At 71.5% G+C, this 26,684-nt stretch carries 23 protein-coding genes and 1 tRNA gene; 21 read left to right on the top strand and 3 right to left on the bottom strand.

What is annotated here, in order from left to right; all coding sequences use genetic code 11:
• Window positions 1-51: 51 nt before the first annotated feature.
• The 20 genes from ACE3UN_RS03470 to ACE3UN_RS03565 all read left to right on the top strand — a co-directional run bounded on the left by ACE3UN_RS03470 (window position 52) and on the right by ACE3UN_RS03565 (window position 20,981).
• A complete protein-coding gene (locus ACE3UN_RS03470) occupies window positions 52-1,065 on the top strand; it encodes an RluA family pseudouridine synthase (RefSeq protein ID WP_374673521.1) in 1,014 nt (337 codons plus the stop codon).
• A gap of 363 nt (window positions 1,066-1,428) precedes the next feature.
• Window positions 1,429-2,274 carry an SMC-Scp complex subunit ScpB gene (gene scpB, locus ACE3UN_RS03475; RefSeq protein ID WP_374673522.1) on the top strand — a complete coding sequence of 282 codons (846 nt, stop codon included), beginning with the start codon at window positions 1,429-1,431 and terminating at the stop codon, window positions 2,272-2,274.
• Window positions 2,271-4,337 carry a pseudouridine synthase gene (locus ACE3UN_RS03480; RefSeq protein ID WP_374673523.1) on the top strand — a complete coding sequence of 689 codons (2,067 nt, stop codon included), beginning with the start codon at window positions 2,271-2,273 and terminating at the stop codon, window positions 4,335-4,337. The genes scpB and ACE3UN_RS03480 overlap by 4 nt, the downstream gene beginning before the upstream one ends.
• Window positions 4,338-4,430: 93 nt before the next feature.
• The gene (gene ndk / locus ACE3UN_RS03485; protein ID WP_374673524.1) at window positions 4,431-4,856 is read left to right on the top strand and encodes a nucleoside-diphosphate kinase; all 426 of its coding nucleotides are present in this window, start codon (window positions 4,431-4,433) and stop codon (window positions 4,854-4,856) included.
• Between the two features lie 33 nt (window positions 4,857-4,889).
• Window positions 4,890-6,050 (top strand): 23S rRNA (adenine(2503)-C(2))-methyltransferase RlmN, encoded by a 1,161-nt coding sequence (rlmN, locus tag ACE3UN_RS03490; RefSeq protein ID WP_374673525.1) that lies wholly within the window; start codon window positions 4,890-4,892, stop codon window positions 6,048-6,050.
• 40 nt (window positions 6,051-6,090) lie between these two features.
• The gene (pilW, locus tag ACE3UN_RS03495; protein ID WP_374673526.1) at window positions 6,091-6,909 is read left to right on the top strand and encodes a type IV pilus biogenesis/stability protein PilW; all 819 of its coding nucleotides are present in this window, start codon (window positions 6,091-6,093) and stop codon (window positions 6,907-6,909) included.
• On the top strand, window positions 6,906-7,838 hold the full coding sequence (locus ACE3UN_RS03500; RefSeq protein ID WP_374673527.1) for a helix-turn-helix domain-containing protein: 933 nt from the start codon (window positions 6,906-6,908) through the stop codon (window positions 7,836-7,838). Before pilW ends, ACE3UN_RS03500 begins: the two co-directional genes overlap by 4 nt.
• A gap of 7 nt (window positions 7,839-7,845) precedes the next feature.
• Window positions 7,846-9,144, top strand: a complete 1,299-nt coding sequence (gene ispG, locus ACE3UN_RS03505; protein WP_374673528.1) for a flavodoxin-dependent (E)-4-hydroxy-3-methylbut-2-enyl-diphosphate synthase — start codon at window positions 7,846-7,848, stop codon at window positions 9,142-9,144.
• A gap of 106 nt (window positions 9,145-9,250) precedes the next feature.
• Window positions 9,251-10,573, top strand: coding sequence for a histidine--tRNA ligase (gene hisS, locus ACE3UN_RS03510; protein ID WP_374673529.1), 1,323 nt, complete (start codon window positions 9,251-9,253; stop codon window positions 10,571-10,573).
• An 83-nt stretch (window positions 10,574-10,656) separates the two neighbouring features.
• On the top strand, window positions 10,657-11,343 hold the full coding sequence (locus ACE3UN_RS03515; RefSeq protein WP_374673530.1) for a YfgM family protein: 687 nt from the start codon (window positions 10,657-10,659) through the stop codon (window positions 11,341-11,343).
• Window positions 11,340-12,467 (top strand): outer membrane protein assembly factor BamB, encoded by a 1,128-nt coding sequence (gene bamB, locus ACE3UN_RS03520; protein ID WP_374673531.1) that lies wholly within the window; start codon window positions 11,340-11,342, stop codon window positions 12,465-12,467. The genes ACE3UN_RS03515 and bamB overlap by 4 nt, the downstream gene beginning before the upstream one ends.
• Window position 12,468: 1 nt before the next feature.
• Window positions 12,469-13,806, top strand: coding sequence for a ribosome biogenesis GTPase Der (gene der / locus ACE3UN_RS03525; RefSeq protein WP_374673532.1), 1,338 nt, complete (start codon window positions 12,469-12,471; stop codon window positions 13,804-13,806).
• Window positions 13,807-13,879: 73 nt separating this feature from the next.
• On the top strand, window positions 13,880-14,122 hold the full coding sequence (gene hfq, locus ACE3UN_RS03530; protein WP_374673533.1) for an RNA chaperone Hfq: 243 nt from the start codon (window positions 13,880-13,882) through the stop codon (window positions 14,120-14,122).
• A 46-nt stretch (window positions 14,123-14,168) separates the two neighbouring features.
• The gene (hflX, locus tag ACE3UN_RS03535; protein WP_374673534.1) at window positions 14,169-15,377 is read left to right on the top strand and encodes a GTPase HflX; all 1,209 of its coding nucleotides are present in this window, start codon (window positions 14,169-14,171) and stop codon (window positions 15,375-15,377) included.
• Between the two features lie 123 nt (window positions 15,378-15,500).
• Entirely contained in the window at window positions 15,501-16,679 is a 1,179-nt protein-coding gene (hflK, locus tag ACE3UN_RS03540; protein ID WP_374673684.1) for an FtsH protease activity modulator HflK, read from the top strand.
• Between the two features lie 24 nt (window positions 16,680-16,703).
• Window positions 16,704-17,582, top strand: coding sequence for a protease modulator HflC (gene hflC, locus ACE3UN_RS03545; RefSeq protein ID WP_374673535.1), 879 nt, complete (start codon window positions 16,704-16,706; stop codon window positions 17,580-17,582).
• 51 nt (window positions 17,583-17,633) lie between these two features.
• Entirely contained in the window at window positions 17,634-17,825 is a 192-nt protein-coding gene (locus ACE3UN_RS03550) for a DUF2065 domain-containing protein (RefSeq protein WP_374673536.1), read from the top strand.
• A gap of 61 nt (window positions 17,826-17,886) precedes the next feature.
• Window positions 17,887-19,053 carry an ATP phosphoribosyltransferase regulatory subunit gene (locus tag ACE3UN_RS03555; RefSeq protein ID WP_374673537.1) on the top strand — a complete coding sequence of 389 codons (1,167 nt, stop codon included), beginning with the start codon at window positions 17,887-17,889 and terminating at the stop codon, window positions 19,051-19,053.
• A 38-nt stretch (window positions 19,054-19,091) separates the two neighbouring features.
• Complete coding sequence (locus tag ACE3UN_RS03560) at window positions 19,092-20,441, top strand: adenylosuccinate synthase (protein WP_374673538.1); 1,350 nt, start codon at window positions 19,092-19,094, stop codon at window positions 20,439-20,441.
• Between the two features lie 15 nt (window positions 20,442-20,456).
• Window positions 20,457-20,981 (top strand): phosphoribosyltransferase, encoded by a 525-nt coding sequence (locus ACE3UN_RS03565; RefSeq protein ID WP_374673539.1) that lies wholly within the window; start codon window positions 20,457-20,459, stop codon window positions 20,979-20,981.
• Window positions 20,982-21,178: 197 nt separating this feature from the next.
• On the opposite strand, the gene ACE3UN_RS03570 is transcribed toward ACE3UN_RS03565, so the two are convergent.
• Window positions 21,179-21,263: transfer RNA gene (locus ACE3UN_RS03570), tRNA-Leu, on the bottom strand.
• Window positions 21,264-21,372: 109 nt separating this feature from the next.
• On the opposite strand from ACE3UN_RS03570, the gene rnr reads away from it, so the two are divergent.
• Entirely contained in the window at window positions 21,373-23,646 is a 2,274-nt protein-coding gene (gene rnr, locus ACE3UN_RS03575) for a ribonuclease R (protein WP_374673685.1), read from the top strand.
• Window positions 23,647-23,701: 55 nt separating this feature from the next.
• Here the strand turns inward: rnr and ACE3UN_RS03580 are convergent, their stop codons facing one another.
• Together ACE3UN_RS03580 and ACE3UN_RS03585 are read right to left on the bottom strand one after the other, a co-directional pair.
• Window positions 23,702-25,255, bottom strand: coding sequence for an NAD(P)H-hydrate dehydratase (locus ACE3UN_RS03580; RefSeq protein WP_374673540.1), 1,554 nt, complete (start codon window positions 25,253-25,255; stop codon window positions 23,702-23,704).
• A 39-nt stretch (window positions 25,256-25,294) separates the two neighbouring features.
• Window positions 25,295-26,596, bottom strand: coding sequence for an NAD(P)/FAD-dependent oxidoreductase (locus ACE3UN_RS03585; protein WP_374673541.1), 1,302 nt, complete (start codon window positions 26,594-26,596; stop codon window positions 25,295-25,297).
• Between the last annotated feature and the right edge of the window lie 88 nt (window positions 26,597-26,684).

Genomic DNA, 26,684 nt, shown 5'->3' on the forward strand with positions numbered 1-26,684 from the left:
GCATCAGCGAACGCCGTGCCGGAATGGTCGGGCGGGAAAGTGAAGGATTATATGGGGGGGGCTTGCCCGTCCCGGGACACCGTCCCGGAAACGCCCGACAGTGACCTGCTGGGCGATGGCGTGCCGGACGAGGGGGCCGGGCCGCAGGCCGAATGGCGCACGTGGCGGGTGGACGCCGGGGGCCACGCCCAGCGCCTGGACAAGGTGCTCGCACAGGGGGTGCCGGAGTTCTCGCGCAGCCACCTGCAGGGCCTGCTCGCCGCGGGCGAAGTGCGCCTGGACGGCGTGACGGCGACCACGGCGTCCCGCAAGCTGCGCGCAGGGCAGCAGGTCGAGGTCCATCTCGTGCCGCCCGCCGAGGCGCTGGCCTTCACCCCGCAGGCCATGCCGCTGGACATCGTGCACCAGGACGAGCACCTGCTCGTGCTGCACAAGCCCGCCGGCCTGGTGGTGCACCCGGCGCCGGGGCACTGGTCCGGGACCCTGCTCAACGGCCTGCTGGCGCACGATGCCCGCGCGGCCCGCCTGCCGCGAGCGGGCATCGTGCACCGGCTGGACAAGGACACCTCCGGCCTCATGGTCGTGGCGCGCACCCTGGAAGCCATGACCGCGCTGGTGCGCGACCTGGCCGCGCGCCACATCCACCGGCGGTACCTGGCACTGGCCCATGGCGACGTCGGGCTGGATCCCTTCACGGTCGAAGCGCCGGTGGGCCGCGATCCCGTTTCCCGGGTCCGCATGGCGGTCACCGCACAGGGCAAGCCGGCGCGGACGGACGTCCTGCCGGTGGCCAGCGGGGCGGCCATGACCGGGCCGGTGAGCGCCGTCCGGTGCGTGCTGCACACGGGCCGCACGCACCAGATCCGTGTTCACCTCGCATCGCGCGGGCACCCCTTGGTCGCCGACACCTTGTATGGGGGATCGCCGGCCCTCGGCATGCAGCGTCAGGCCCTGCACGCCGTCGAGCTGGAGCTCGACCACCCGCTCACGCGGCGGCCGTTGGCGTTCCGCGCCGAGCCGCCGCCGGACTTCGCCCAGGCCTGGGCCGCTGTGGTGCCCGGTTGACAGACGGCAGCACGCGAGGCGGCACGGTGCCGCCTCGGCAGGCTACAATGCGGCCCCAAGCCGACCGTCGTTCCGAGCGGCAGGTGCCGTGGTCGAAGTCCTGGCCATGCCCGCCCCGCCCTGGAGAGCCGCACGTCGCCGAACGCGATGCGGCGCAGGCGCCGATCGAGCCCCCCGCTGGCCGCCACTGGAGCCGCCGGCCACACCAACCAACGTATTGCCCCGCTGGCGCCCTGCGCGCCCTGCCAGCCCGACGTCACCCTGGCGCGCTCGCGCCGCCGCGTCGCCGGGCCGGTCGTGCCCCTGAGCGGGCCTGTTGATGACAACGTCGCTGCCTCCTTGTTGCAGCCTTGATGCCGGTCGATGAACACACAGGACGCCAAGCGCGTGCTTGAGACGGCGCTCATCTGCGCCAGCCAGCCCATGCCGCTGCGCGACATGCGGGCGCTGTTTGCCGAGCAGGTGGGCAGCGACACGCTGCGGACCATGCTCGACGAGCTGTCTCGCGAATGGTCGGGGCGGGGCGTGGAGCTCGTCGCGCTGTCCAGCGGCTGGCGGTTCCAGAGCCGGCCGGAGATGCGCGAGTTCCTCGACCGGCTCAACCCCGAGAAGCCGCCGCGCTACTCGCGCGCGGTGCTCGAGACCCTGGCCATCATCGCGTACCGCCAGCCCGTCACGCGCGGCGACATCGAGGACATCCGCGGCGTGGTGGTGTCCAGCCAGATCATGAAGCAGCTCGAGGACCGCGGCTGGATCGAAGCCATCGGTCACCGGGACGCGCCGGGCCGGCCGGCCCTGTATGCCACCACGCGCCAGTTCCTGGATGACCTGGGCCTGGACAGCCTGGACAAGCTGCCCCTGCTCGACAGCCCGGCCGGTGCCCAGGCGCTGGCGGCGCTGGGCGAGGCACAGTCGGCGCTGCTGGTCGACCAGGCGCAGCTGCCGCTGGAGCCGGCTGAGGCCCCGGCCGACGAGGCAGCCGACGAGCCGGCTGACAGGCAGGCCGACGCGGAGACCCACCCGCCGACCGACGCACGAAGCGAGGCACAGACCGTCGCCACCAGCGAGACCGGCTCCGAGACCGACGCCGAGACCGACGCCGAGACCGACGCCGAGACCGACACCGGGACCCCGGACGGCCATGCCGCCGAGGCTGGCCCGGACCCCGACACCGATACCCCCCCTCCCTCCAGTTCCCCCACAGCATGAACCACGATTCCCAGCCCGACATGCCGCCGTCCGACGCGGCCCCGGCGCCCGAGGGCACCGACAACGGCGCGGCCCCCGCGCCGCGGCGCCGCACGCGAGCGCGCAAGGCCGACATGGCCGAGGCGGACGCGACGGTCGGCGAGCCGACGGGGGAGCCGGCCAGCGAGGCCGCGGCGGACCCGACGGCCCCGGCGCGCAAGACACCCCGCCCGCGGGCTCGCAAGCCCGCCGAGCCCGTGGCCGAAGCGGGCGCCAGCATGGCGGAGGCCGGGCAGGGCGGTGACGGGGTGGCCGTCGAGGCGGTGGCCGTGACCGCCGCGCCGCCGGTGCCTGCCGTGGCGGCCCCGGAGGCGACCGCGGGCGCCGAGGACGCTCTGGCGCCTGACGGGGGCGACGATGAAGAGGCGGACGGCGAAGGCCGCCGCGGACGCAACCGCCGCCGGCGTCGCCGTGGCAAGGGCGAGCGTGACGGCGCCCCGGAAGGGCAGGCCGTGGCCGAGGGCGGCGCGCCCGCGACGGCCGGCGGGGGCGTCGTGCCCGATGCCGCCGAGGCCTTTGCCGCCGTGCTCGCTGGCGAGTTCGATGCGAGCGAAGAGGGCATGGCGATGGCGGATGCCGGGGTGGGCGACGAAGCGGCCGCTGGCAGCCAGGTCGAGCTGGCGCCCGACGCCACGGACGCGGCCTCCGAGGGCGGTACCGCGAATGCGGGGGAGGCCTCGGACAAGCGCGTGCTGCTGCCCGATGCCGACGCCCCCAAGCTGCACAAGGTGCTGGCCCAGTCCGGCATCGGCTCGCGGCGCGACATGGAGCAGGCCATCATCGATGGCCGGGTGCAGGTGAACGGTGAGGTGGCCCACACGGGCATGCGCGTGTCCTTTGGCGACCGCGTGACGCTCGACGGCAAGCCGGTGCGCTTCCGTATCGCACCGCCGCCTGCCAGGGTGATCGCCTACCACAAGCCGGTGGGCGAGGTCGTCACGCACGACGATCCTCAGCAGAGGCCGACGGTGTTCCGCAAGCTGCCGCGCCTGCCGCAGGGCAAGTGGCAGTCGGTAGGCCGCCTGGACATCAACACCGAAGGCCTGCTGCTGTTCACCAACTCCGGTGACATGGCCAACAAGCTGATGCACCCGCGCTTCGGCGTGGAGCGTGAGTACGCGGTGCGCGTCCTCGGCACGTTGGAGAAGGACGCCCGGGACCGCCTGCTGGCCGGGGTGGAGATCGAGGGCCAGCCGGCTGCGTTCAAGTCCATCGAGGACGGCGGCGGCGAGGGCGTGAACCACTGGTACCGGGTGGTCATCACCGAGGGCCGCAACCGTGAGGTGCGCCGCCTGTTCGAGGCCGTGGGCCTGGCGGTGAGCCGGCTGATCCGTATCCGCTATGGCTGCGTGGTGCTGCCGCGGGGGCTGAAGCGCGGCGTGTGGGTCGACCTGGGCGAGGCGGACGTGCGCGCGCTGCGCCAGATGACCGATGGCCCGCGGGGCGGTGAGCCCCGCCGCGACGGCGGCCGTCCGGAGCGCGGTGCGCCGGCCAAGCGCGGCGGCCCGGATGGCGGGCGAGCGGACCGGCAGGATCGTCCTGACCGCCCGGATCGGCAGGACCGCCAGGACCGCCAGGACCGCCAGGGCCAGGCACAGGCCAAGAAGAAAGGCCCGGAGAACGTGCGCCGGGACCGGCCGGAACGCGACCGCGTGCGGGACCGGGAGGACGGCGACCGCCTGCCGGGTGAACTGCGTGAGCCGGGCGACCCGACCCGCATCCCCAATCCCCTGATGCAGACCTACGACCGGCGTGCCGTGCAGAACCAGCGGCAGCCGCGGCGTGACGAGGACTACGAGAACGGTCCCATCCCCAACCCCCTGCAGCAGACCTACGACAAGCGCTTCGTGCAGCCGCAGCGGGGCTTCGGCGGCAAGCCGGCCAAGGGTGGCAAGGGAGGAGGGGGCGCCCAGCGCGAGCCGGATCCGATGCAGACCTCCGTCGGCTACATCGGCGCCGATGCCTTCGTGCGCAAGGTGCACGGCAAGGGCGGGGGCGGGGGCGGTCGCCGCGGCCGGCGCTGAGGCAGCGGGGAACCCGCCCACGGGCGGGCGGTCCACCCCTGTCGCACGATAGAATTCAAGGCTTTGCTTCCATCAAGCACCCAGGAGAACACCATGGCCATCGAACGTACCCTCTCGATCATCAAGCCCGACGCGGTCGCCAAGAACGTGATCGGCCAGATCTACTCGCGCTTTGAAGGCGCCGGCCTGAAGGTCATCGCTGCGCGCATGATGCAGCTGTCGCGTGCGGACGCCGAGGCTTTCTACGCCGTGCACAAGGCCCGTCCCTTCTTCAACGACCTCGTCGGCTTCATGATCTCCGGCCCGGTGATGGTGCAGGTGCTCGAGGGCGAGAACGCCATCGCGAAGAACCGCGAGCTGATGGGCGCCACCGACCCGAAGAAGGCCGACAAGGGCACCATCCGCGCCGATTTCGCCGACTCGATCGACGCCAACGCCGTGCACGGCTCGGACGCCGCGGAGACCGCCGCCGTGGAAGTGGCGTTCTTCTTCCCGGGCATGCAGGTCCATTCGCGCTGACACTGCCTTCGGGCGGCTGGCAAGGGTCGTGTCATGGGGTTGGTCAATCTGCTCGACTTCGACCTGGACGGCCTCGCCGCCCACTGCGAAGGGCTGGGGGAAAAGCGTTTCCGCGCCACCCAGCTCTTCCGCTGGATCCACCAGAAGGGCGCCGCCGATTTCGGTGCCATGACCGACCTGGCCAAGTCCCTGCGCGACAAGCTCGCCGGGACGGCCGAGATCCGCCCGCTGCCGGTCATCACCGAGCAGGCCTCGGCGGACGGCACGGTGAAGTGGCTGTTCGACGTCGCCAACGGCGATGCCGTCGAGGCGGTATTCATCCCCGAGGACGACCGGGGCACCTTGTGCGTCTCGTCGCAGGCGGGCTGTGCGGTGGGTTGCCGCTTCTGCTCCACCGGCCACCAGGGGTTCTCGCGCAACCTGACCACCGGCGAGATCCTCGCCCAGCTGTGGCACGCCGAGCACCACCTGCGCCAGCGCCTGGGCCTGGACGCGGGCGAACGCGCCATCACCAACGTGGTGATGATGGGCATGGGCGAGCCGCTGCAGAACTACGCCGCGCTGGTGCCCGCCCTGCGCGTCATGCTGGACGACCACGGCTACGGCCTGTCGCGCCGGCGGGTGACCGTGTCCACGTCCGGCGTCGTGCCGATGATGGACCGCCTGCGTGACGACTGCCCGGTGGCCCTGGCGGTGTCACTGCACGCCCCCACCGACGTCCTGCGCGACGAGCTCGTGCCGCTCAACCGCAAGTACCCGCTGGCGGAGCTGATGGCGGCCTGCCTGCGCTATCTGGACCGGGCCCCGCGCGACTTCATCACCTTCGAGTACTGCATGCTCGACGGCGTGAACGACAGCGAGGAACAGGCCCGCCAGCTGCTCGACCTGATCCAGGGCCGGGTACCCGGCATCCCGCGGGTACCCTGCAAGCTCAACCTGATCCCGTTCAACCCTTTCCCTGCCTCCGGCCTGCTGCGTTCTCCCCGGCCGCGCGTGATGGCGTTCGCCAAGGTGCTCCAGGACGCTGGCGTGGTCACGACCGTGCGCAAGACGCGCGGCGACGACATCGACGCCGCCTGCGGCCAGCTGGCGGGCGAGGTGCAGGACCGCACCCGCGTGACCGAACGCCTGAAAAGGCTGCCCGTGCGTGTCGTGGCCGCCACGCCGACGCCGCCCGGGCCCCGCTCGCGCTGACAATGCGGGCCATCGGCTGGTCCGGCTGGTTGAAGGAGAGATGGCGTTGACATCCAAGCATTCCGCCCCCCTGCGCGCCTGGTGCGCGGCGGCCGGCGTTGCCGCGCTCACGGTGCTGCTGTCCGCCTGCGTGGCCCCGGCGGCGCCGCCGAGCCAGGACCTGCGCACCGAGTCCGACCAGACCGACGCCGATCGCCGCGCCCGCGTGCGCATGGAGCTCGCATCGGCCTATTTCGGGCGGGGACAGAACACGACGGCGCTGGACGAGGTGAAGCTGGCGCTGCAAGCCAAGCCGGACCTGCCCGAGGCGCACAACCTGCGTGGCCTGATCTACGCCCGCATGGGCGAGCACGGCCTGGCCGAAGACAGCTTCCGTCGGGCCCTGCAGCTGAGCCCGCGCGACGCCGACACCATGCACAACTACGGCTGGTACCTCTGCCAGCAGCGCCGGTTCCCGGAGGCCGAAGCGCAGTTCAATGCCGCGCTGGCGGTGCCGAACTACCGGGAACTGACACGCACCCTGCTGGCGCAGGGGGTGTGCCAGGCGCGCAACAACCAGTGGGCCGAAGCCGAGCGCAGCCTGCAGCGCTCGTATGAGCTGGACCCGGCCAACGCGGCCACGGCGGTCAACCTCTCGGAGGTGCTGCTGCGCCGTGGCGAGCCCGAGCGCGCGCGCTTCTACATCCGGCGGGTCAACAACAACGACCAGCTCGTGAGCGCCCAGACGCTCTGGCTGGCCGCCCGCATCGAACACAAGCTGGGCGAGACCGCCCAGGTGCGCGCGCTGGGCATCCAGCTGCTCAACCGCTTCCCCCAGTCGCCCGAAGCCACGCTGTACGAAAAGGGCCAGTTCGAATGACCGAGTCTGCCGCCACGGCGGGCGCGCTGCTGAAGGCCGCGCGCGAGAAGCAGGGCCTGCACGTGGCCGCCCTGGCCACCATGCTGAAGGTGCCTCCGCGCAAGCTGGAGGCGCTCGAGGCCGACCGCTACGACGACCTGCAAGGCGCCACCTTCGTGAGGGCCCTGGCCCAGGCCGCCTGCCGGGCGCTGAAGGTGGATCCCGGCCCCGTGCTGGAACGCCTGCCCGAGCAGGACTCGGGCACGCTCAGCCAGCTGGAGCGGGGCCTGAACACCCCGTTCCGTGAGCGCAACGGGCCGCACGACACCGCGGAGATCAGCCGCTGGGCGAACCCGGTTGTGGGCGGCGTGCTGCTGCTGTTGCTGGGGGCGCTGGCGTTCCTGCTGTGGCCTGCCGGCTGGCAGCCCTGGCCAGGCGGTCGTGCGGGCGGTTCGTCCGCGGACCGCCCCGCGGACTCCACCGTGGTGGAGCCCGTGTCCTTGCCGGCGCCGCTCGCCTCGGGCGGGCCGGCGCCTTCGGCCCTGCCCGGAGCCGCGCCGACGCTCCCGGCGTCGGCCCCAAGCGCCGCGGCCAGCGCAGGCGCAGTGCGGGTGCCGGCCGCCGCACCGGCGGTGCCGACGCCGTCGCCCGCCGCCACCCCGCCCAGCGCATCCGCCACCGCGGCGCCTTCACCTGCAACCACCGGCACCGGTGCAGCCTCCCTGCAGCTGCGGGCGCGGCAGGCCTCGTGGATCGAGGTGGTGGATGGCCGCGGCCAGCAGGTCTTCGGCCGCACGCTGTCCGCGGGTGAAACCGCCGGCCTGGACGGGGTCTTGCCGCTGCGTGTGAAGATCGGCAATGCCGCGGGGACCGAGATGCACTTCCGCGGCCAACCCGTGGCCCTCGTGGACGACAACGGTGACAACGTCGTCCGGCTCGAACTGAAATGACCGCCGCATGAGCGACCTGCCCCTGCCGTGCTCTTCCACCTCGGACGAGCTGCCCATCACCGCCGCCGCGCCGGCGCCGCGCCGATCGCGCCAGGCCCGTGTCGCATGGGGCAGCCGCATCGTCACGGTGGGCGGTGACGCCCCCGTGCGGGTGCAGTCCATGACGAACACCGACACGGTGGACGTCATCGAGACGGCGATCCAGGTCAAGGAGCTCGCCATCGCCGGCTCCGAGATGGTGCGGCTGACGGTGAACACCCCGGAGGCCGCCGCCGCGGTGCCGCACATCCGCGACCAGCTCGACCGCATGGGCATCGATGTGCCGCTGGTGGGTGACTTCCACTACAACGGCCACCGCCTGCTGGCCGAGCACCCGGCGTGCGCGGAGGCGCTCTCGAAGTACCGCATCAACCCCGGCAACGTGGGCAAGGGCGACAAGCGGGACCGCCAGTTCGCCCAGATGGTCGAGGCCGCCTGCCGGCTCGGCAAGGCCATCCGGATCGGCGTGAACTGGGGCTCGCTCGACCAGGAACTGCTCGCGTCGCTGATGGACGCCAACGCCTCTCGTGCGCAGCCCTGGGATGCCAAGCAGGTGATGTACCAGGCGCTGGTGCAGTCGGCCCTGCAGTCGGCCGAGGCGGCCCGTGACGTGGGCCTGGATCCCAACCAGATCATCATCAGCTGCAAGGTCAGCGGCGTGCAGGACCTGATCTCGGTCTACCGCGCCCTCAGCCAGCGGTGCGACTACGCGTTGCACCTGGGGCTCACCGAGGCCGGCATGGGCACCAAGGGCACGGTGGCCTCGGCGGCGGCGCTGTCCGTGCTGCTGCAGGAAGGCATCGGCGACACCATCCGCGTGTCCCTCACGCCCCAGCCCGGCGAAGCCCGCACGCAGGAGGTGGTCGTCGCGCTCGAGATCCTGCAGGCGCTGGGCCTGCGCAGCTTCAACCCGAGCGTCACCGCCTGCCCGGGCTGCGGCCGCACCACCAGCACCACCTTCCAGGAGCTGGCCAAGCAGATCGACGATTTCCTGCGCGCACAGATGCCCGTCTGGCGCAGCCGCTATCCCGGCGTCGAGCAGATGAAGGTGGCCGTCATGGGCTGCATCGTCAACGGGCCCGGCGAAAGCAAGCACGCCGACATCGGCATCAGCCTGCCCGGCACCGGCGAGGCGCCTGCCGCGCCCGTGTTCATCGACGGCGAGAAGGCGATGACGCTGCGCGGCGAGGGCATCGCCCGCGAGTTCCAGACCATCGTCGAGCAGTACATCGAGCGGCGCTTCGGCACGGTGAACGCGGCGCATTGACGCCGGCGCCGACTCGCCCCCTGGCCGCGCGACCTGCGGCCTGACCCCTTCGTGCGTCTGCCGACCGGCCGGCGCGCGCCACTGCATCCGTCCCGCCTGCCTTCCCATGAGTGACACCCTGAAAGCCATCAAGGGCATGAACGACATCCTGCCGGGCAGCGTCCCGCGCAAGGACAAGCTGCCCGACTCCGCGCTGTGGCAGTGGTTCGAGACCACGGTGCGTTCCGTGCTCGGCCGTTACGGCTACCAGTACCTGCTGACGCCCATCGTCGAGCCCACGGCGCTGTTCGTGCGGGGACTGGGCGAGGTCACCGACATCGTCGAGAAGGAGATGTACTCCTGGCACGACGCCATGAACGGCGATCACCTCACGCTGCGTCCGGAAGCGACCGCCGGCATCGTGCGCGCCATGGTGGAGCACAACGCCCTCTACAACGGTCCCCTGCGCCTGTGGACGATGGGGCCCATGTTCCGCCACGAGCGGCCACAGAAGGGCCGCTACCGGCAGTTCCACCAGCTCGACGTGGAAGCGCTGGGCTTCGCCGGTCCCGACGTCGATGCGGAGTTGATCCTCATGGTGCGCCGGCTGTGGAAGGAGCTGGGGCTGGTCGAGGGCGAGCATGTGCGCCTGGAGATCAACAGCCTGGGCCAGCCGGCCGAGCGCGCGGCCCACCGGGCGGCCCTGGTGGCGCACTTCCAGGACCATGTCGCCGAGCTCGACGAGGACGCCCGCCGGCGGCTGCACAGCAACCCGCTGCGCATCCTGGACACCAAGAACCCGGCGATGCAGTCGCTGGTGGAAGCGGCGCCCAGGCTGATCGATTTCCTCGGGCCGGAGTCGCTGGCGCACTTCGACGCCCTGCGGGCCATGCTGGACGCCGCCGGGCTGCCCTACCGCGTGAACACGCGCCTGGTGCGCGGCATGGACTACTACAACCTCACCGTGTTCGAGTGGGTGACCGACCAGCTCGGCTCGCAGGGCACGGTGTGTGGCGGCGGCCGCTACGACGGCCTGTTTGCCCAGCTGGGCGGGCGCCCCACGCCGGCGGTCGGCTTCGGCCTGGGTATCGAACGCCTGTTGCTGCTCATCCAGGAGCTGGGCCTGCCGGTGCCGGACGCCGCTCCCGACGCTTACGCGATCATCGCGGAGCCGGCCGGTCTGCCGCAGGCGATGGCCGTGCTCGAGGGGCTGCGCGCCGCTGGCGTGGCGGTGCAGATGCATGCGGGCGGCGGCAGCATGAAGTCGCAGTTCAAGAAGGCCGACGCCAGCGGTGCGCGGTTCGCCCTGGTCTTTGGTGGCGACGAGCTGGCCCGCGGCGTCGTGGGGGTCAAGTCGCTGCGCGACCCGGCCGCCGAGCAAAGCGAGCGACCGCTGGCTGACGTGGCCGCGTGGGCCCCATCGCTGCGCCGCCGCGGCCCCGACGCATAATCGCCGTTTTCGCCCGCGCGGCCTGTGCCCGCGGGTTCACCGACCTCTTCGGCCCGCCATGAGAGTGGCGGGCCATCTGGCCCATGGCAAGCAATCTCGACCTGCAGGAACAGGAACAGCTCGACGAGCTGAAAGCGTTCTGGAAGCAATACGGCAACCTCATCACCTGGACGCTCACGCTCGCGCTGGCCGGCCTGGCCGCTTTCAATGGCTGGAACTGGTGGCAGCGTGAACAGGGCGCCAAAGCGGCCGCCATGTACGACGAGCTCGACCGTGCCGTGCAGGCGGGCAACGTGGAGCAGGCGGCGCGGGTGTTCGGCGACCTGAAGGAGCGCCATGGCCGCACCGCCTACGCGGCGCAGGCCGGCCTGCTCACGGCCAACCTCCAGGCCGACAAGGGGCAGGCCGACGCTGCCCAGGCCACGCTGGGCTGGGTCGCGGAACGTGCCGGCGAGGACGAGGTGCGCGCACTCGCGCAGCTGCAGCTGGCGGGCCTGCTGCTGGACAAGAAATCCCACGACGAGGCCCTCAAGCAGCTCGACGCCATCAAGGCGCCCGAGTTCGCCGCGCTGGCCAGTGACCGGCGCGGCGATGTGCTGTTGGCGGCGGGCAAGACGGCCGACGCGGTCCAGGCGTTCCGCTCGTCGTGGCAGGCGCTGCCGGCCACCAGCGACTACCGTCGCGTCGTGGAGGCGAAGCTCACCGCGCTGGGTGCGGCGCCCGACGAGTCGGCGGCTGCGGCCTCGGCGGCCAGCGGGGTGGCCCGATGACGCGCCGGACCCGCCTGACGCGCCCGCTGCTGGCCGCCGTGTGCGTGGCGGCACTGGTTGGCTGCGCCAGCGACCGGCCAAAGCCCGCGCCGCTGCCGGTGGTGGAATCGCCCATCGCCGGCCGCCAGGTGTGGAGCGCACGTGTCGGTGGCGTCACCTTCCCCTTGAGCCTGGCGGTGCGCCAGGGCCGGGTGCATGTGGCCGGCGACGACGGCACGGTGCTCGCGCTCGACGTCGCGTCCGGCCGCGAAGCCTGGCGGGGCGACGCCGGTGGCCGCCTGGCCGCCGGCGTGGGCAGCGACGGGCGCTACGCCGCCGTGGTGACGCGCGCCCAGGAACTGGTGGTCATGGACGCCGGCAAGGTGGTGTGGCGCAAGAAGCTCGATGCCCCGGTGGCGACGGCGCCGCTCGTGGCCGGCGAGCGCGTGTTCGTGCTCGGCGTGGACCGGGTCGTCCATGCCTACGACGTGCTGGACGGCCGCTACCTCTGGGTCTTCAAGCGGCCGGGCGACGCCCTCACGCTGGCCCAGTCGGGGGTGCTCGCCGCCCACCAGGACACACTGCTGGTGGGGCAGGGCACGCGGCTGGTCGGTCTGGACCCTCTGCGCGGCACGGTCCGCTGGGACACCGCCCTGACCACGCCGCGCGGCACCAACGAAGTCGAGCGCCTGGCCGATCTCGTCGGCCCGCCGGTGCGCCAGGGCAGCGTGTTCTGCATGCGCGCCTTCCAGAGTGCGGTCGGCTGCATCGATGCCGAGCGCGGCACCCTGAAGTGGGTGCAGAACCTCGGGGGCACCGAGGCTGTCGGCGGCAGCGAGCAGCTGCTGTTCGCCGCCGATGGCAGCGACCGGATCAGCGCCCGCCGCCGGGGCAGCGGCGAGCTCGCCTGGACCAGCGAACTGCTGCTCAACCGGGCGCTGAGCGCACCTGCCGCCGTGGGCACGGCCGTCGTCTTCGGCGATTTCGAGGGCCACTTGCACTTCCTGGACCAGACCACCGGCAAGCCGGTGCTGCGGCTGCCCACCGACGGCTCCCGCATCGCCGCGCCGCCTGTGCTGGCCGACAACAACACGCTGCTGGTCGCCACGCGCGGCGGCGGCCTCTACGCTTTCCGCCCGGAGTAAGGTGAAACCTGTCATCGCCCTGGTGGGCCGCCCCAACGTGGGCAAGTCCACGCTGTTCAACCGCATGACGAAGAGCCGCGACGCCATCGTGGCGGATTTCGCCGGCTTGACGCGCGACCGCCACTACGGCGATGGCCGGCTGGGGCAACGCGAGTTCATCGTCATCGACACGGGGGGCTTCGAGCCCGACAGCTCCACCGGCATCGTCAAGGAGATGGCCCGCCAGACGCGGCAGGCCGTGGCCGAGGCCGACGTCGTCGTGTTCGTGACCGACGTGCGCACGGGCCTGTCCGGCCAGGACCAGGACATCGCCCGGTACCTGCGCCAGGCCAACAAGCGCGTGCTGCTGGCCGTGAACAAGGCCGAGGGGATGAGCGAATCCCCCTTGCTGGCCGAGTTCCACGAACTCGGCATGGGTGAGCCCCATCCCGTCTCTGCCGCCCACGGCCAGGGCATCCGCAGCCTGATCGAGGCTGCGCTGGCCGATTTCCCCGAGGAGGAGGCCGCCGCGGAGGAAGAGGGCGCCGACACGCCGGTGCGGCTGGCCGTGGCAGGCCGCCCCAACGTGGGCAAGTCGACGCTCATCAACACCTGGCTGGGCGAGGAGCGCCTGATCGCCTTCGACATGCCCGGCACCACCCGCGACGCGATCCGCGTGCCGCTGGAGCGGGCTGGCCGCCGCTACGAGCTGATCGACACGGCCGGCCTGCGTCGCAAGGGGCGTGTCTTCGAGGCGATCGAGAAGTTCTCGGTCGTGAAGACGCTGCAGGCCATCGCCGACGCCCACGTCGTCGTGCTGATGATCGACGCGACGCAGGGCGTGAGCGACCAGGACGCCCACATCGCGGGCTACATCCTGGACTCCGGCCGGGCGGTGGTGATCGCCGTGAACAAGTGGGACGCGATCGACAGCTACCAGCGGGAGATGCTGGAGCGATCGATCGAGCAGCGCCTCGCGTTCCTGAAGTTCGCGCCGCTCGTGCACATCTCGGCGCTCAAGCGCCAGGGCCTGGGCCCGCTGTGGCAAGCGATCGCCGACGCGCATGCCTCGGCCACCGCCAAGCTGCCCACGCCGGTGCTGACCCGCCTGCTCCACGAGGCGGTGGAGCACCAGGCGCCCAAGCGCGCCGGGGCCTTCCGTCCCAAGCTGCGCTATGCCCACCAGGGCGGCATGAACCCGCCCATCATCGTGATCCACGGCAACTCGCTCGAGCACCTGACCGATTCGTACAAGCGCTACCTGGAAGGACGCTTCCGCCAGCACTTCAAGCTGGTGGGCACACCGCTGCGCATCGACACCAAGTCGTCCCGCAACCCGTTCACCGACGGCGAACGCTGAATCCCTACGCGGTGGCGGGGGTGGGCCTGTGTTAACGTGCCCGCTCCAACACACTTCCAACACGGAGCATATCGTGAGCAACAAAGGGCAACTCCTACAAGACCCCTTCCTGAACCTGCTGCGCAAGGAGCACGTTCCGGTTTCCATCTACCTGGTCAACGGCATCAAGCTCCAGGGCCACATCGAGTCCTTCGACCAGTACGTCGTGCTGCTGCGCAACACCGTCACCCAGATGGTCTACAAGCACGCCATCTCCACGGTCGTTCCTGGCCGGGCGGTGAACTTCCACGTCAACGATCCGGCCGACCAGGCCTGATCCTGCATCCCGCGTCGCCCTCACCGGCGACCGGGTCGCTCCCACCTTGAACCCACACACCCCGCCGCCCGACCCCGCGGACCACGACACCGCGCGGGCCGTGCTGGTCGGGGTGGACCTCGGCCCCGGGTCCTCCTTCGACCCGTCGCTGGACGAACTGGCCCTGCTGGCGGAATCCGCCGGTGATGAACCCGTCGCCCGGGTGCTGGCCAAGCGCAAGTCGCCCGACCCCGCGCTGTTCGTCGGCTCCGGCAAGGCCGACGAGATCAAGCTGCTGGTGCAGGCGCACCAGGCGCACGGCGTGATCTTCGACCAGGCCCTGTCGCCTGCCCAGCAACGCAACCTCGAACGCCACCTCGGCGTGCCCGTGGCCGACCGCACGGCGCTGATCCTCGAGATCTTCGCCGCGCGCGCCAAGAGCCACGAAGGCAAGCTCCAGGTCGAACTGGCCAGGCTGCAGTATCTGTCGACCCGCCTGGTGCGTCGCTGGAGCCACCTGGAGCGGCAGCGCGGCGGCATCGGCACGCGCGGCGGGCCCGGCGAGGCGCAAATCGAACTGGACCGCCGCATGATCGGCGACCGCATCAAGGCGGTGAAGGAACGTCTGGAGAAGGTCAAGCGCCAGCGCGGCACCCAGCGCCGGGCGCGCGAACGCAGTGGCACCTTCCGGGTTTCGCTGGTGGGCTACACCAACGCCGGCAAGTCGACGCTGTTCAACGCCCTGGTCAAGGCGCGCACCTACGCGGCCGACCAGCTCTTCGCCACGCTCGACACCACCACGCGCTCGCTCTATCTCGGCGAGGCGGGTCGCTCGGTCTCGCTCTCGGACACCGTCGGCTTCATCCGCGACCTGCCGCACAAGCTGGTCGAGGCGTTCCAGGCCACCTTGCAGGAGGCGGCCGACGCCGACCTGCTGCTGCATGTGGTGGACGCGAGCAGCCCGCTGCTGCTGGAACAGCAGGAGGAGGTGGAGCGCGTGCTGGCCGAGATCGGCGCGGAACGCATTCCGCAGATCCTCGTCTACAACAAGCTGGACCGCCTGGATCCGGCCGCGCGGCCGCGCCAGCTGCGGGACGACATCGAGCGGGGCCCCGGCGACCGCGTGCCCCGCGTGTTCGTCAGTGCCCTGAGCGGCGAGGGCCTGCCCGAGCTGCGTGCCTTGATCGCCGAACAGGCGGTGGTCCAGGCCTTGAGTTCCGGACCTTCTGCCACCATCTTGCCTGACGGCAGCACCGCGCCCCCGGCGGCCGGCTGATCCCCCCTTCAACCCATCGCCCCCCACGGCATGAGCATGCAACCCGACCTCTCCGCCGGCACGACGCCCCTGCGCCTTCGTGCCCGCTTGGGCGCGCTGGCCCGCGCGGCCCGCGCCCTGGTGATGCACAACGGCCGCAACGACGGCCCGCCCGACCTGGACGAGCTGTGGCGCGACTTCAACCGCAAGCTGTCCGGGCTGTTCGGCGGCAAGGGCGGCGGTGGCCAGCCGCCCCGCAATGGCGGTGACGACGCCGGCTTCCAGCCGCCCAACCTGAAGGGCGCGGGCATTGGCGCCGGCCTCATCGGTGGCCTGGTGCTGCTGGTCTGGCTGGGCAGCGGCCTGTTCATCGTGCAGGAAGGCCATCAGGCCGTGGTGACCACCTTCGGCAAGTACAGCAGCACGGTCTCGGCCGGCATGCAGTACCGGCTGCCGTACCCGTTCCAGGCGCACGAGACCGTTCCCGTGACGCAGCTGCGCTCGGTCGAGGTCGGTCGCAACACGGTCAGCCAGGCGACGGCCCTGCGAGACTCCTCCATGCTCACGCAGGACGAGAACATCGTCGACATCCGGTTCATCGTGCAGTACGTGCTGAAGGATGCACGTGCCTTTCTCTTCGAGAACCGGGACACCGACCAGGCGGTTGTGCAGGCCAGCGAGTCGGCGGTGCGCGAGATCGTGGGACGCAGCAACGTGGACTCCGTGCTGTATGAGCGGCGGGACGCCATTGCCGCCGACCTGGCGCGCTCCATCCAGGCCCAGCTCGATCGTCTCAATGCCGGGGTGACGATCCAGAACGTCAACCTGCAGAACGTGCAGGTGCCCGAACAGGTGCAGGCCGCCTTCGACGACGCGGTGAAGGCAGGTGCCGACCGCGATCGCTTCAAGAACGAAGGCCAGGCCTACGCCAGCGACGTCATCCCCAAGGCGCAAGGCACCGCCTCCCGCCTGCGTGCCGAGGCCGAGGGCTACAAGTCGCGCATCGTTGCCACCGCCGAAGGTGATGCGGAGCGGTTCAATGCGGTGTATGCGGAGTACCAGAAGGCGCCCGGCGTCACCCGCGACCGTCTCTACACGGACACGATGCGCGAGGTGTACACGAACGTCAGCAAGGTGATGGTGGACAGTCGCAACGGGTCCAACCTGCTGTACCTGCCTCTGGACAAGCTGATGCAGCAGGCGGGCGCGCCCGCCCCTGCTTCCGGCACCGTGCCGGTGAACACACCGACGCCTCCCACGGACGCCGCCTCGACCGACCGCGGCACGCGCGACCTGCGCAGCCGCGAGCGCGAGGCCCGCTGACCTGCCTGACGAAGAGAGCTTTCCATGAACCGATTTGCCGTCATCGTTGGCAGCGTGCTGGTGCTGCTGGTCGTCGCCGCCTCGACGCTGTTCGTCGTCGACCAACGCCAGGTGGCCGTGGTCTATGCCCTGGGCGAGATCAAGGAGGTGGTCACCGAGCCGGGCCTGAAGGTCAAGCTGCCGCCGCCGCTGCAGAACGTGGTGTTCCTCGACCGCCGCATCCAGACGCTGGACAGCCCGGAGGCCCGCCCCATCTTCACCGCCGAGAAGAAGACGCTGGCCATTGACTGGCTGGTGAAGTGGCGCATCACCGACCCGCGTCAGTTCATCCGCAACAACGGGGTGGACATCCGCAACCTGGAGAACCGCCTGAGCCCCGTGGTGCAGGCCGCGTTCAACGAAGAGATCACCAAGCGGACGGTCGGCGCCGTGCTCGCCAGCGAGCGAGAGAAGGTCATGAACGACGTGCGTGCCCGGCTGGCCGATACGGCGAAGTCCTTCGGTGTCGAGATCATCGACGTGCGCATCAAGCGGGTGGACTTCGTGGCCAGCATCACCGACTCCGTCTACCGGCGCATGCAGTCGGAACGCCAGCAGGTGGCCAACGCGCTGCGCTCCACGGGCCAGGCCGAAGGCGAGCGCATCCGCGCCGATGCCGACCGCCAGCGTGAGGTGATCGTGGCCGAGGCGTACCGGGACGCACAGAAGATCAAGGGCGAGGGCGACGCCAAGGCCTCCGCGCTGTACGCATCGGCCTTCGGCCGCGACGCCCAGTTTGCCCAGTTCTACCGGAGCCTGGAGGCCTACCGCTCGAGCTTCCGGAACAAGTCCGACGTGATGGTCGTCGACCCGTCGTCCGACTTCTTCAAGGCCATGCGCGGCAGCGGGGCCGGCGGCAAGTGAGGCCGATCGCACTCGGCACCCGCCCCGCGCGGTGGCGGTGAGGGCGCCCGGATGAGCGACTGGCTGTGGCCCGCCCTGGCCCTGATGCTCGTCATCGAGGGCCTGTTGCCCTTCATCAGCCCGCGCCAGTGGCGCGAGGTGTTCCTGCGCGCCACCCAGATGAGCGACGGCCAGATCCGCTTCATCGGGCTGACCAGCATGCTCATCGGCATGGGGCTGCTGGTGCTCTTCGGCGGGTCCTGACGTCAGCCTCCCGCCAGGGGGGTGGCCTGTACAATGCCGGTTTTAACCCCGGTGCGTTTTCATGTCCTCTGCTTGGCTGCTGCCAGAGCACATTGCCGATGTCCTGCCCGCCGAGGCCAGGCGCATCGAGGAACTGCGGCGGCAATGGCTGGACCGGGCGCGCGGCTACGGCTTCGAACTCGTCATGCCGCCGCTGCTCGAGTACCTCGATTCGCTGCTGTCGGGCACCGGACGTGAGCTGGACCTGAAGACTTTCAAGCTGGTGGACCAGCTCTCGGGCCGCACGCTGGGCCTGCGGGCCGACACCACCCCCCAGGTGGCGCGCGTCGATGCGCACCTGCTCAACCGTGAAGGCGTGACCCGCCTGTGCTACTGCGGGCCGGTGCTGCACACGCGGCCGAGCGGCCTGCATACCAGCCGGGAGCAGCTGCAGTTCGGTGCCGAGATCTTCGGCCACGCCGGCCTGGAGGCCGACCTGGAGGTGCAGGAGCTGGCACTCGACGGCCTGTCCGCCATCGGTGCGCGCGAGCTCACCATCGACCTGGGCGATGCGCGCCTGGTGCGGTCGGTGCTGGCGGGCGTGCCGCTGGATGCCGATGCGTTGACGGAACTGGTGGCGGCCCTGACGGCCAAGGACGCCAGCGCCGTGCAGGACCTGGCCCGCCGCTGCCCGGTGGACACGCGCGACGGCCTGGCGGCGCTCCTGGATCTGTATGGCGGGCAGGAGGTGCTGGCCGAGGCGCGGCGCCGGCTGCCGGCCCGCGCCTCCATCGCCGCGGCCCTGGACGACCTCGCCTGGCTGACCGGCCACCTGGCGCAGTCGAACCCCGAGGTGCGGGTGGGCTTCGATCTGTCCGACATGTCCGGCTACGCCTACTACAGTGGCGTGCGCTTTGCCGTCTACGGCCTGGGCTCGTCCAACGCCCTGGTGCGGGGCGGCCGGTACGACGAGGTGGGGGCGGTGTTCGGCCGCAACCGCCCCGCCGTCGGCTGCAGCCTCGACCTCAAGAGCCTGGCGGCCGTGGCCCCGGTGGCCGCGCCGCGGCCCGCCATCCGTGCCCCCTGGGCCGAGGACGCCGGGCTGCGCACGGCCATCCGGCGCCTGCGCGACGCCGGCGACACGGTGGTCTGCATCCTGCCAGGCCATGAACACCAGACGCAGGAATTCGACTGTGACCGCGAGCTGGTCGCCGTCGACGGCCTGTGGGTCGTGCGCGCGCTGGCCTGACGGCCGGCGCGTCGCCCAACACTGACACGAGTCATCTCATGCAACAGAGCAACCCGAAGGCCGCCCTGCGTGGCCGCAACGTCGTCGTCGTCGGCACCCAATGGGGTGACGAGGGCAAGGGCAAGGTCGTCGACTGGCTGACGGACCACGCGCAAGGCGTGGTGCGCTTCCAGGGGGGCCACAACGCCGGCCACACGCTGGTGATCAAGGGCGTCAAGACGGCGCTGCAGCTGATCCCGTCGGGCATCATGCGCGATGGCGTCGCCTGCTACATCGGCAACGGCGTGGTCGTGGACCCGTCCCACCTGCTGCTCGAGATCGAGCGGCTCGAGAAGATCGGCCTCGACGTGCGCTCGCGCCTGTTCCTGAGCGAGTCCTGCCCGCTGATCCTGCCCTTCCACGTGGAGGTGGACAAGGCGCGCGAGGCACTGCGGGAAACCAGTGGCGCGGGCAAGATCGGCACCACCGGCAAGGGTATCGGGCCGGCCTACGAGGACAAGGTCGCGCGCCGCGCCCTGCGCGTGCAGGACCTGAAGCATCCCCAGCGCTTCGGCGACCGGCTGCGCGAGCTGCTGGAGCTGCACAACTTCGCCCTGGGCGGCTACCTGAAGAGCCAGCCGCTGGAGTACGGACCGATCTTCGACCAGGCCATGAAGATGGCCGAGGCGCTTCGACCGATGATGGCCGATGTCGGCTACCGCATCCACCAGGCCAGCCGCGCCGGGGACAACCACCTCTTCGAAGGGGCGCAGGGTACCCTGCTGGACATCGACCACGGCACCTACCCGTACGTCACCTCCAGCAACTGCGTGGCGGGCAATGCCGCGGCGGGCGCCGGCGTGGGCCCCGAGATGTTGCACTACATCCTGGGCATCACCAAGGCGTACACGACGCGCGTGGGCTCCGGCCCATTCCCCACCGAGCTGCCCATCGACCAGGCGGGCACCGTGGGCCACCACCTGTCGACGGTGGGCCAGGAGCGCGGCACCGTGACCGGCCGGGCGCGTCGCTGCGGCTGGCTCGATGCGGCCGCCCTGAAGCGCTCGATGATCATCAACGGCGTGTCGGGCCTGTGCATCACCAAGCTCGACGTGCTCGACGGCCTGAAGGAGATCCGCCTGGGCGTGGGCTACAAGCTGGGCGGCCAGTCGCTCGACATCCTGCCGCTGGACGCCGACGAGATCGCCGCGTGCGAGCCGGTGTACGAGACCGTGCCGGGCTGGGAAGGCTCGACCGCCGGCCTGACCGAGTGGGACCAGCTGCCGCTGAACGCGCGCCGCTACCTGGAGCGGCTGCAGGCCTTCATCGGCGCGCCGATCGACATGGTCTCGACCGGCCCCGACCGCGACCACACCATCCTGCTGCGCCACCCCTACCAGTCGGCCTGACGAGAGGAAGACACGATGCTCACCGACGACGGCAAACATCTCTATGTTTCCTGGGACGAGTACCACCTGCTCATCGAGCGGCTGGCGCTCAAGGTGCACGAGTCCGGCTGGCAGTTCGACCAGATCCTTTGCCTGGCGCGCGGCGGCATGCGGCCGGGCGATGTGCTGTCGCGCATCTTCGACAAGCCGCTGGCCATCATGTCCACCAGCTCCTACCGCGCCGAGGCCGGCACCATCCAGGGCCGGCTGGACATGGCCAAGTACATCACCATGCCCAAGGGTGAGCTCGCCGGGCGGGTGCTGCTGGTGGATGACCTGGCGGACTCCGGCGTGACGCTGCACGCCGTGGTGGACCGGCTGCGCGGGCTGCCTTCGATCGCCGAACTGCGCTCTGCCGTCATCTGGACAAAGGCCGCTTCCAGCTACACGCCCGACTACTACGTGGACATGCTGGCGACCAGCCCGTGGATCCACCAGCCGTTCGAGGACTACGACCAGCTGCGTCCCGAGGCGCTGGCGCGCAAGCTGGCCGGCCCCTGAGGGGCTGCGCGGCCCTGCCGGCGCGCGCGGCGCGCGGGCAGGGCGATTGCCGATTGCCCATCGCTGGTGGTCGCTGTCGCGCGACAGCCCGAAGGACAGCGTGAATGACAGCCCGAAGAACCGGGAAGAACTGAAGTGGCGAAGAGTCGCGCCGGAAAAGCAAAAGGGCCGTCACTTGCGTGACGGCCCTTCTAAGATGGTGCCCAGGAGAGGACTCGAACCTCCACGGAGTTACCCGCTAGTACCTGAAACTAGTGCGTCTACCAATTCCGCCACCTGGGCATTTCAGGATTTTGTTTTCGTTGTTAAGCTTGAGCTCGTCAACGAAAGATAGGACTATACCATCAAAACAAAACAGATTGCAAGCCCCCCCGTCGCGCACAGTGCACTGCTGAGCGAACTCGAGGGCATCGTGCTGGGCCACCGCGACGGCCACGGCTTCGTTCAGCGCAGCGACGGCGAGCCCGACGTGTACCTGTCGCCGCAGGAGATGCGGGCCGTGCTGCACCGGGATCGCGTGCGGGTGCGCATCATCCGCTACGACCGCAAGGGGCGGCCCGAGGGCCGCGTCATCGAGATCCTGGAGCGTCGCAAGGCGCCGATCATCGGGCGCCTGCTCCACGAGAACGGCATGTGGCTGGTGGCCCCGGAGGACCGCCGCTACGGGCAGGACATCCTGGTGCCCAAGAACGCCACGGCGAGCGCCGCCGCGGGCCAGGTGGTCGCCGTGGAGCTCACGGAGCCGCCCTCGATGTACTCGCAGCCGGTCGGTCGTGTGACGGAGGTGCTGGGCGACATCGACGACCCCGGCATGGAGATCGAGATCGCGGTGCGCAAGTACGAGGTGCCACACCGCTTCTCCCCGGACACGCTGGCCCAAGCCGCGGCCCTGCCCGACAAGCTTCGCTCGGCCGACCTCAAGCACCGCATCGACCTGCGCGACGTGCCGCTGGTGACGATCGACGGCGAAGATGCCCGCGACTTCGACGATGCGGTGTACTGCGAGCCGCACAGGAGCGGCCGTGGCAAGTCCGCGTTCGTCGGGTGGCGGCTGCTGGTGGCCATCGCGGACGTCAGCCACTACGTCAAGCCGGGCGAGCCACTCGACCAGGATGCCTACGAGCGCGCCACGTCGGTGTACTTCCCGCGCCGCGTCATTCCGATGCTGCCGGAGAAGCTGTCCAACGGCCTGTGCTCGCTGAACCCCGATGTCGACCGCCTCACGCTGGTGTGCGACATGCTCGTCGCCAGTGACGGCGAGGTGCAGGCCTACCAGTTCTACCCGGCCGTGATCTGCTCCCATGCGCGACTCACCTACACCGAGGTGGCGGCCGCGCTGTCCAACACGCGCGGGCCGGAAGCGGCGCGGCGCGAGGCGGTGATGCCGCACCTGCTGCACCTGCACGAGGCGTACCGCGCCCTGCTGAAGGCCAGGCAGCGGCGTGGCGCCATCGACTTCGAGACCACCGAAACCCAGATCGTGTGCGACGAGAACGGCCGTATCGAGAAGATCGTGCCCCGGGTCCGCACCGACGCGCACCGGCTGATCGAGGAGGCGATGCTGGCGGCCAACGTGTGTGCCGCCGAGTTCATCGCCCAGGCGGAACACCCGTCGCTCTACCGCGTGCATGAAGGCCCCACGCCGGAAAAACGCACCACGCTGCAGAACTACCTGCGCAGCCTCGGCGTGGCGCAGTCGGTCAGCGACGAGCCGACCCCGGGAGAGTTCCAGGCGCTCGCGGAGACCACGAAGGACCGTCCGGACGCGGCGCAGATCCACATGATGCTGCTGCGCTCCATGCAGCAGGCGATCTACACGCCTCAGAACTCGGGCCACTTCGGCCTGGCCTATGCGGCGTACACCCACTTCACGAGCCCCATCCGCCGCTACCCCGACCTGCTGGTGCACCGGGTCATCAAGGCGATCCTCGGGCGCAAGCGCTTCCACCTGGCCAGCGGCGAGCTGGCGGAGCCCGTGGCGCGCGTGCGCAAGGGCGGCCGCCTGGCCAAGTCGCAGGTGCAGGAGCAGGAGCACTGGGACGCGGCCGGCGTCCACTGCAGCACCAACGAGCGGCGCGCCGACGAAGCCTCGCGCGACGTGGAGGCGTGGCTCAAGTGCCGCTACATGCGCGAGCACCTGGGCGAGGAGTTCAGTGGCACGGTCAGCGCCGTGACGAGCTTCGGCCTTTTCGTGACGCTCGATGCGCTCTACGTCGAGGGCCTGGTGCACATCACCGAACTGGGCGGCGAGTACTACCGCTTCGACGAAGCCCGCCAGGAACTGCGCGGGGAACGCACCGGCATCCGCTACACCATCGGGGCGCGCGTGCGGGTGCAGGTCAGTCGGGTCGACCTGGATGGCCGACGCATCGATTTCCGCATGGTCAGGGAAGGCGAAGGCGAGCGTCTGCTGGCGCGAGGCCGCGCCGGCAGGCGCGAAGGCACTTCCCCTTCCGCCAGCGACGCCCTGGCGGCGGTGCAGGCAGAGGACCGCGGGCACAAGCGTGCCGCGAAGGCCGCCAAGGCCTCCACGTCCCGGGGGGGCAAGGCGACGAAACCCCGCAAGGCGTCAGCGGCGGAGCCGGGGGGCACGGCACGCCAGTCGTCGACGGGGGGGCGCACGTCCTCGGCGGCGAAGTCGTCGCGGACGCGGCGGTCGGGCTGACACCCGGCCCGCCCGCCGCCGACGGCCCGGGCGCCTGGCCGTCGCGCCGCACGCGTCAGCCGTCGGGCGTGCCGAGGGCCTCGGCCCGGACAGCCATGGCCTCGGCGAGGCGGCTGGCGGGCAGTGGCAAGCCGGCGTCGGCGGCGACCGCGCGGCCATGCAGCCACACACTGCCTGTGGCCGCAGAAAGGGCCCCGGACACCGCCGTGCCCTGCGCGCTCCAGCAACCGCCTATCCAACCGGCCAGCACGTCCCCGGTGCCGGCGCTTGCCAGGCGGGCGCTGCCGGTGCGGTTGACGACAGCGGTGGCATCCGGGCTGGCGATCACGGTGCCAGCGCCCTTGAGCACCACCACCGCTGCGAAGCGCCGCGCCAGTTCCCGGGCCGCGGCCCACCGGTCGTCCTGTACCTCGGTGCTCGCCACCCCCAGCAGGCGAGCGGCCTCCAGCGGGTGGGGAGTCAGCACGGTGGTGTGGCCCCGGGCGGCGCGGCCGGCCAGCGCGCGGGCGAGGGCTGCGTCCGCCGCCACGGCGTTGAGTCCGTCCGCGTCGAGGACCAGACGGGGTGCCTGGGCCAGCAGACACGGCAGCGACTCGCCCAGCGCATCGCCGCCGCCGCAGCCGCACACCACCGTGGCCGAGCCGGGCAGGGCGCTGGCCTGCACGGCGGACCATGGGCGGTGCATGAGTTCAGGCCAGGCGGCGTGCGGCGGCACCGCCGCGCCTGCGACGGCACAGACATAGACCCGGCCGGCGCCGGCGCGCAGCGCCGCGGTGGCCGCCAGCTGCGCTGCGCCTTCCATGCCCGGGGCGCCGCCCACCACCAGCACATCACCGAAACGGCCCTTGTGGCTGGCATGGGCGGCCAGCCGCCGGCCGGCGAGTGCGGCGCGTGCGTCGGCCGCGCAGGCCAGCCGGGCGCTGCCGCCCGCCGCAGCGACACCCAGATCGTCGAACCAGATGTCGCCCGCGGCGTCGCGGCCGTGGGCCGTGAACAGGCCCGGCTTGGCGGTCAACAGGCAGAGCGTGGCGTGTGCCTGCACGCACGGCTCACCCAGGCGCCGCCCGGTGTCGGCGCACAGGCCCGTGGGCACGTCCACCGCGAGCACGCGGCTGCCACGCCGGGCGCAGGCTGCCATGTCGTTCACCGCGGCGGCCAGCGCCCCACCAAGCGGCCGGCGCTGTCCGAGGCCCAGCAGCGCATCGATCACGAGGTCAGGGGGGGTGGGCGGCGGGGCACCTGGCGGGTGCAGCACGATGCCGGCGGCCAGGGCGGCGGCCCGGGCATGGGCCGCATCGGCCGGCGCGGCGTCCGGCTGGCCATGCCAGGTCACGTGGACCTGGCGCCCGTGCTCGGCGAGCCATCGCGCAGCGACCAGCCCGTCGCCACCGTTGTTGCCGGGGCCGGCGGCCACCCACATGTGTCGCGCATGAGGTGCCTGGGCCAGGGCCCAGCGGGCCACCGCCAGGCCAGCCGCCTCGATGAGCGCATGGGCGGGCCGGCACGCGAGCGCCTGGGCCTCGATGGCACGGCTGGCCTCGCTGTCATGCAGCCAGGTGGCAGCGTCGTTCTGCAGCAGGGGGACGGGGCCGGATGGCGAGTTCGGCATGGCGGGCCGCGGTGCGCCGGGCAGGCAATGACCGTCAGCTTAGCGCAGTCGTTCCGGCGCGAGCAGCGCCACGTCGATGCCGTCGGCCGGGCGCCCCTCGAGCAGATCGGCCATGGCGGCACTGGTGGCAGGCGACCACGACCAGGCGCGCTCCCCGAGGCCGTGGTGCAGCCACAGGCCCGCCTGGGGGCCAGGACCGACCACCGGCAGGCCGTCCACCGGCAGCATGGTCGACCCCAGCCAGAGCTGCGCACGCGCGGTGCGCGTGGCGCCGGGGTACGCCTGCTCGAGGGCAGCGAACAAGGGCTGCACGGCGTCCGCATCGGGGCGGGCGCCGCGCGTGGCACCGAGCTGCCAGGGCCCCGCCGCACGCACGCGGTCGCCCATGCGGTGCAGGGTGACGCGGGTCAGCGGGTCCATCCACGCCCCGTGGGGGCCGACCGCCTCCGATGCATGCTGTACGTCACGCAGCGGCACGGTGACGGTGGCCTGGCTGGCGGCCGCCCATGCTCCGCTGGCGCGACCGCCCGGCACGAGGCGGGACACGGCGGCTCGGCTGCACAGCACCACGGCGTCAAAAGGCAGGGAGTCGTCCTCGTCCTCGTCGGGCAGTGCCGTCAGCGGCTGGCGCGACGCCAGGCCGCTGTCCGCCTCGTCTGCCAGGCGCTGGCGCGTCACGCGCCAGCCACCGGTGCCCGTGGGCGCCAGGGCGGTGACGTCCATCTGGCAGGCGAATCGCGCCCCCAGGCCCTGTGCCGCGGACTTGACGGCATGGGCGAACTGCCGGCCATTGGCTGCCTCGCCTGCGGGCCAGTGCAGGGCGCCCTGGACGTCGACCGCAGGCGCCAGGCCCGGGTCCGCCGTGGCCAGAGCGGCGGCGTCGACCCAGCGGGCCCCCCGCAGCCGATCCCCGTGCGCGTCGAGCAGCGCGCGCGCACGCTCGGCATCGGCCGGCCGCCGCAGCACGGCCACGACGCCGGTGTGGCGGTCGTAGGTCAGCTCACAGGCAGCCTGCCAGGTGGCACGCCGCGCCGCACCGACGGTGTCCAGCGCTTCCTGCGCGGCCAGACGCTGCGCCAGGGCCGGGTGCTGCGCGGCCCGGCGACGGCGCCACTGCCACAGCCACTGGCCCCGACCGACGGGGGCGGGCAGCCCGGTGGGGGACCCCACCGCCGCATGCGCCAGCCAGAGCCCCCGGGCGGCCACTCCTGGCAGGGCGTGGCTGCCTTCGGCAGCGATGCCGCTGCGGCGTTCGAAGACCACGACCTCATGGCCGCGGTTGGACAGCTCGAAGGCCGTCGTGACGCCGGTCAGGCCGGCGCCGATCACTGCGATGCGCATCGGGGACACAGGGCCGGCGCGGCGGCCCTGCTATACTCCTTGGGTTTTGCTCTTGGCCACCTTTTGCGGAGGCCGGGGCAGACCGGGG

Source organism: Ideonella sp. (assembly GCF_041918995.1).
Lineage (GTDB): Bacteria > Pseudomonadota > Gammaproteobacteria > Burkholderiales > Burkholderiaceae_C > Ideonella.

What these genes read in the sequence shown, in the direction of transcription:
- ACE3UN_RS03470 (WP_374673521.1), top strand. Translation starts at nt 52, where the DNA reads ATGGGGGGGGCTTGCCCGTCCCGGGACACCGTCCCGGAAACGCCCGAC.
- scpB (WP_374673522.1), top strand. Translation starts at nt 1,429, where the DNA reads ATGAACACACAGGACGCCAAGCGCGTGCTTGAGACGGCGCTCATCTGC.
- ACE3UN_RS03480 (WP_374673523.1), top strand. Translation starts at nt 2,271, where the DNA reads ATGAACCACGATTCCCAGCCCGACATGCCGCCGTCCGACGCGGCCCCG.
- ndk (WP_374673524.1), top strand. Translation starts at nt 4,431, where the DNA reads ATGGCCATCGAACGTACCCTCTCGATCATCAAGCCCGACGCGGTCGCC.
- rlmN (WP_374673525.1), top strand. Translation starts at nt 4,890, where the DNA reads ATGGGGTTGGTCAATCTGCTCGACTTCGACCTGGACGGCCTCGCCGCC.
- pilW (WP_374673526.1), top strand. Translation starts at nt 6,091, where the DNA reads ATGGCGTTGACATCCAAGCATTCCGCCCCCCTGCGCGCCTGGTGCGCG.
- ACE3UN_RS03500 (WP_374673527.1), top strand. Translation starts at nt 6,906, where the DNA reads ATGACCGAGTCTGCCGCCACGGCGGGCGCGCTGCTGAAGGCCGCGCGC.
- ispG (WP_374673528.1), top strand. Translation starts at nt 7,846, where the DNA reads ATGAGCGACCTGCCCCTGCCGTGCTCTTCCACCTCGGACGAGCTGCCC.
- hisS (WP_374673529.1), top strand. Translation starts at nt 9,251, where the DNA reads ATGAGTGACACCCTGAAAGCCATCAAGGGCATGAACGACATCCTGCCG.
- ACE3UN_RS03515 (WP_374673530.1), top strand. Translation starts at nt 10,657, where the DNA reads ATGGCAAGCAATCTCGACCTGCAGGAACAGGAACAGCTCGACGAGCTG.
- bamB (WP_374673531.1), top strand. Translation starts at nt 11,340, where the DNA reads ATGACGCGCCGGACCCGCCTGACGCGCCCGCTGCTGGCCGCCGTGTGC.
- hflK (WP_374673684.1), top strand. Translation starts at nt 15,501, where the DNA reads ATGCACAACGGCCGCAACGACGGCCCGCCCGACCTGGACGAGCTGTGG.
- hflC (WP_374673535.1), top strand. Translation starts at nt 16,704, where the DNA reads ATGAACCGATTTGCCGTCATCGTTGGCAGCGTGCTGGTGCTGCTGGTC.
- ACE3UN_RS03550 (WP_374673536.1), top strand. Translation starts at nt 17,634, where the DNA reads ATGAGCGACTGGCTGTGGCCCGCCCTGGCCCTGATGCTCGTCATCGAG.
- ACE3UN_RS03555 (WP_374673537.1), top strand. Translation starts at nt 17,887, where the DNA reads ATGTCCTCTGCTTGGCTGCTGCCAGAGCACATTGCCGATGTCCTGCCC.
- ACE3UN_RS03560 (WP_374673538.1), top strand. Translation starts at nt 19,092, where the DNA reads ATGCAACAGAGCAACCCGAAGGCCGCCCTGCGTGGCCGCAACGTCGTC.
- ACE3UN_RS03565 (WP_374673539.1), top strand. Translation starts at nt 20,457, where the DNA reads ATGCTCACCGACGACGGCAAACATCTCTATGTTTCCTGGGACGAGTAC.
- ACE3UN_RS03580 (WP_374673540.1), bottom strand. Translation starts at nt 25,255, where the DNA reads ATGCCGAACTCGCCATCCGGCCCCGTCCCCCTGCTGCAGAACGACGCT.
- ACE3UN_RS03585 (WP_374673541.1), bottom strand. Translation starts at nt 26,596, where the DNA reads ATGCGCATCGCAGTGATCGGCGCCGGCCTGACCGGCGTCACGACGGCC.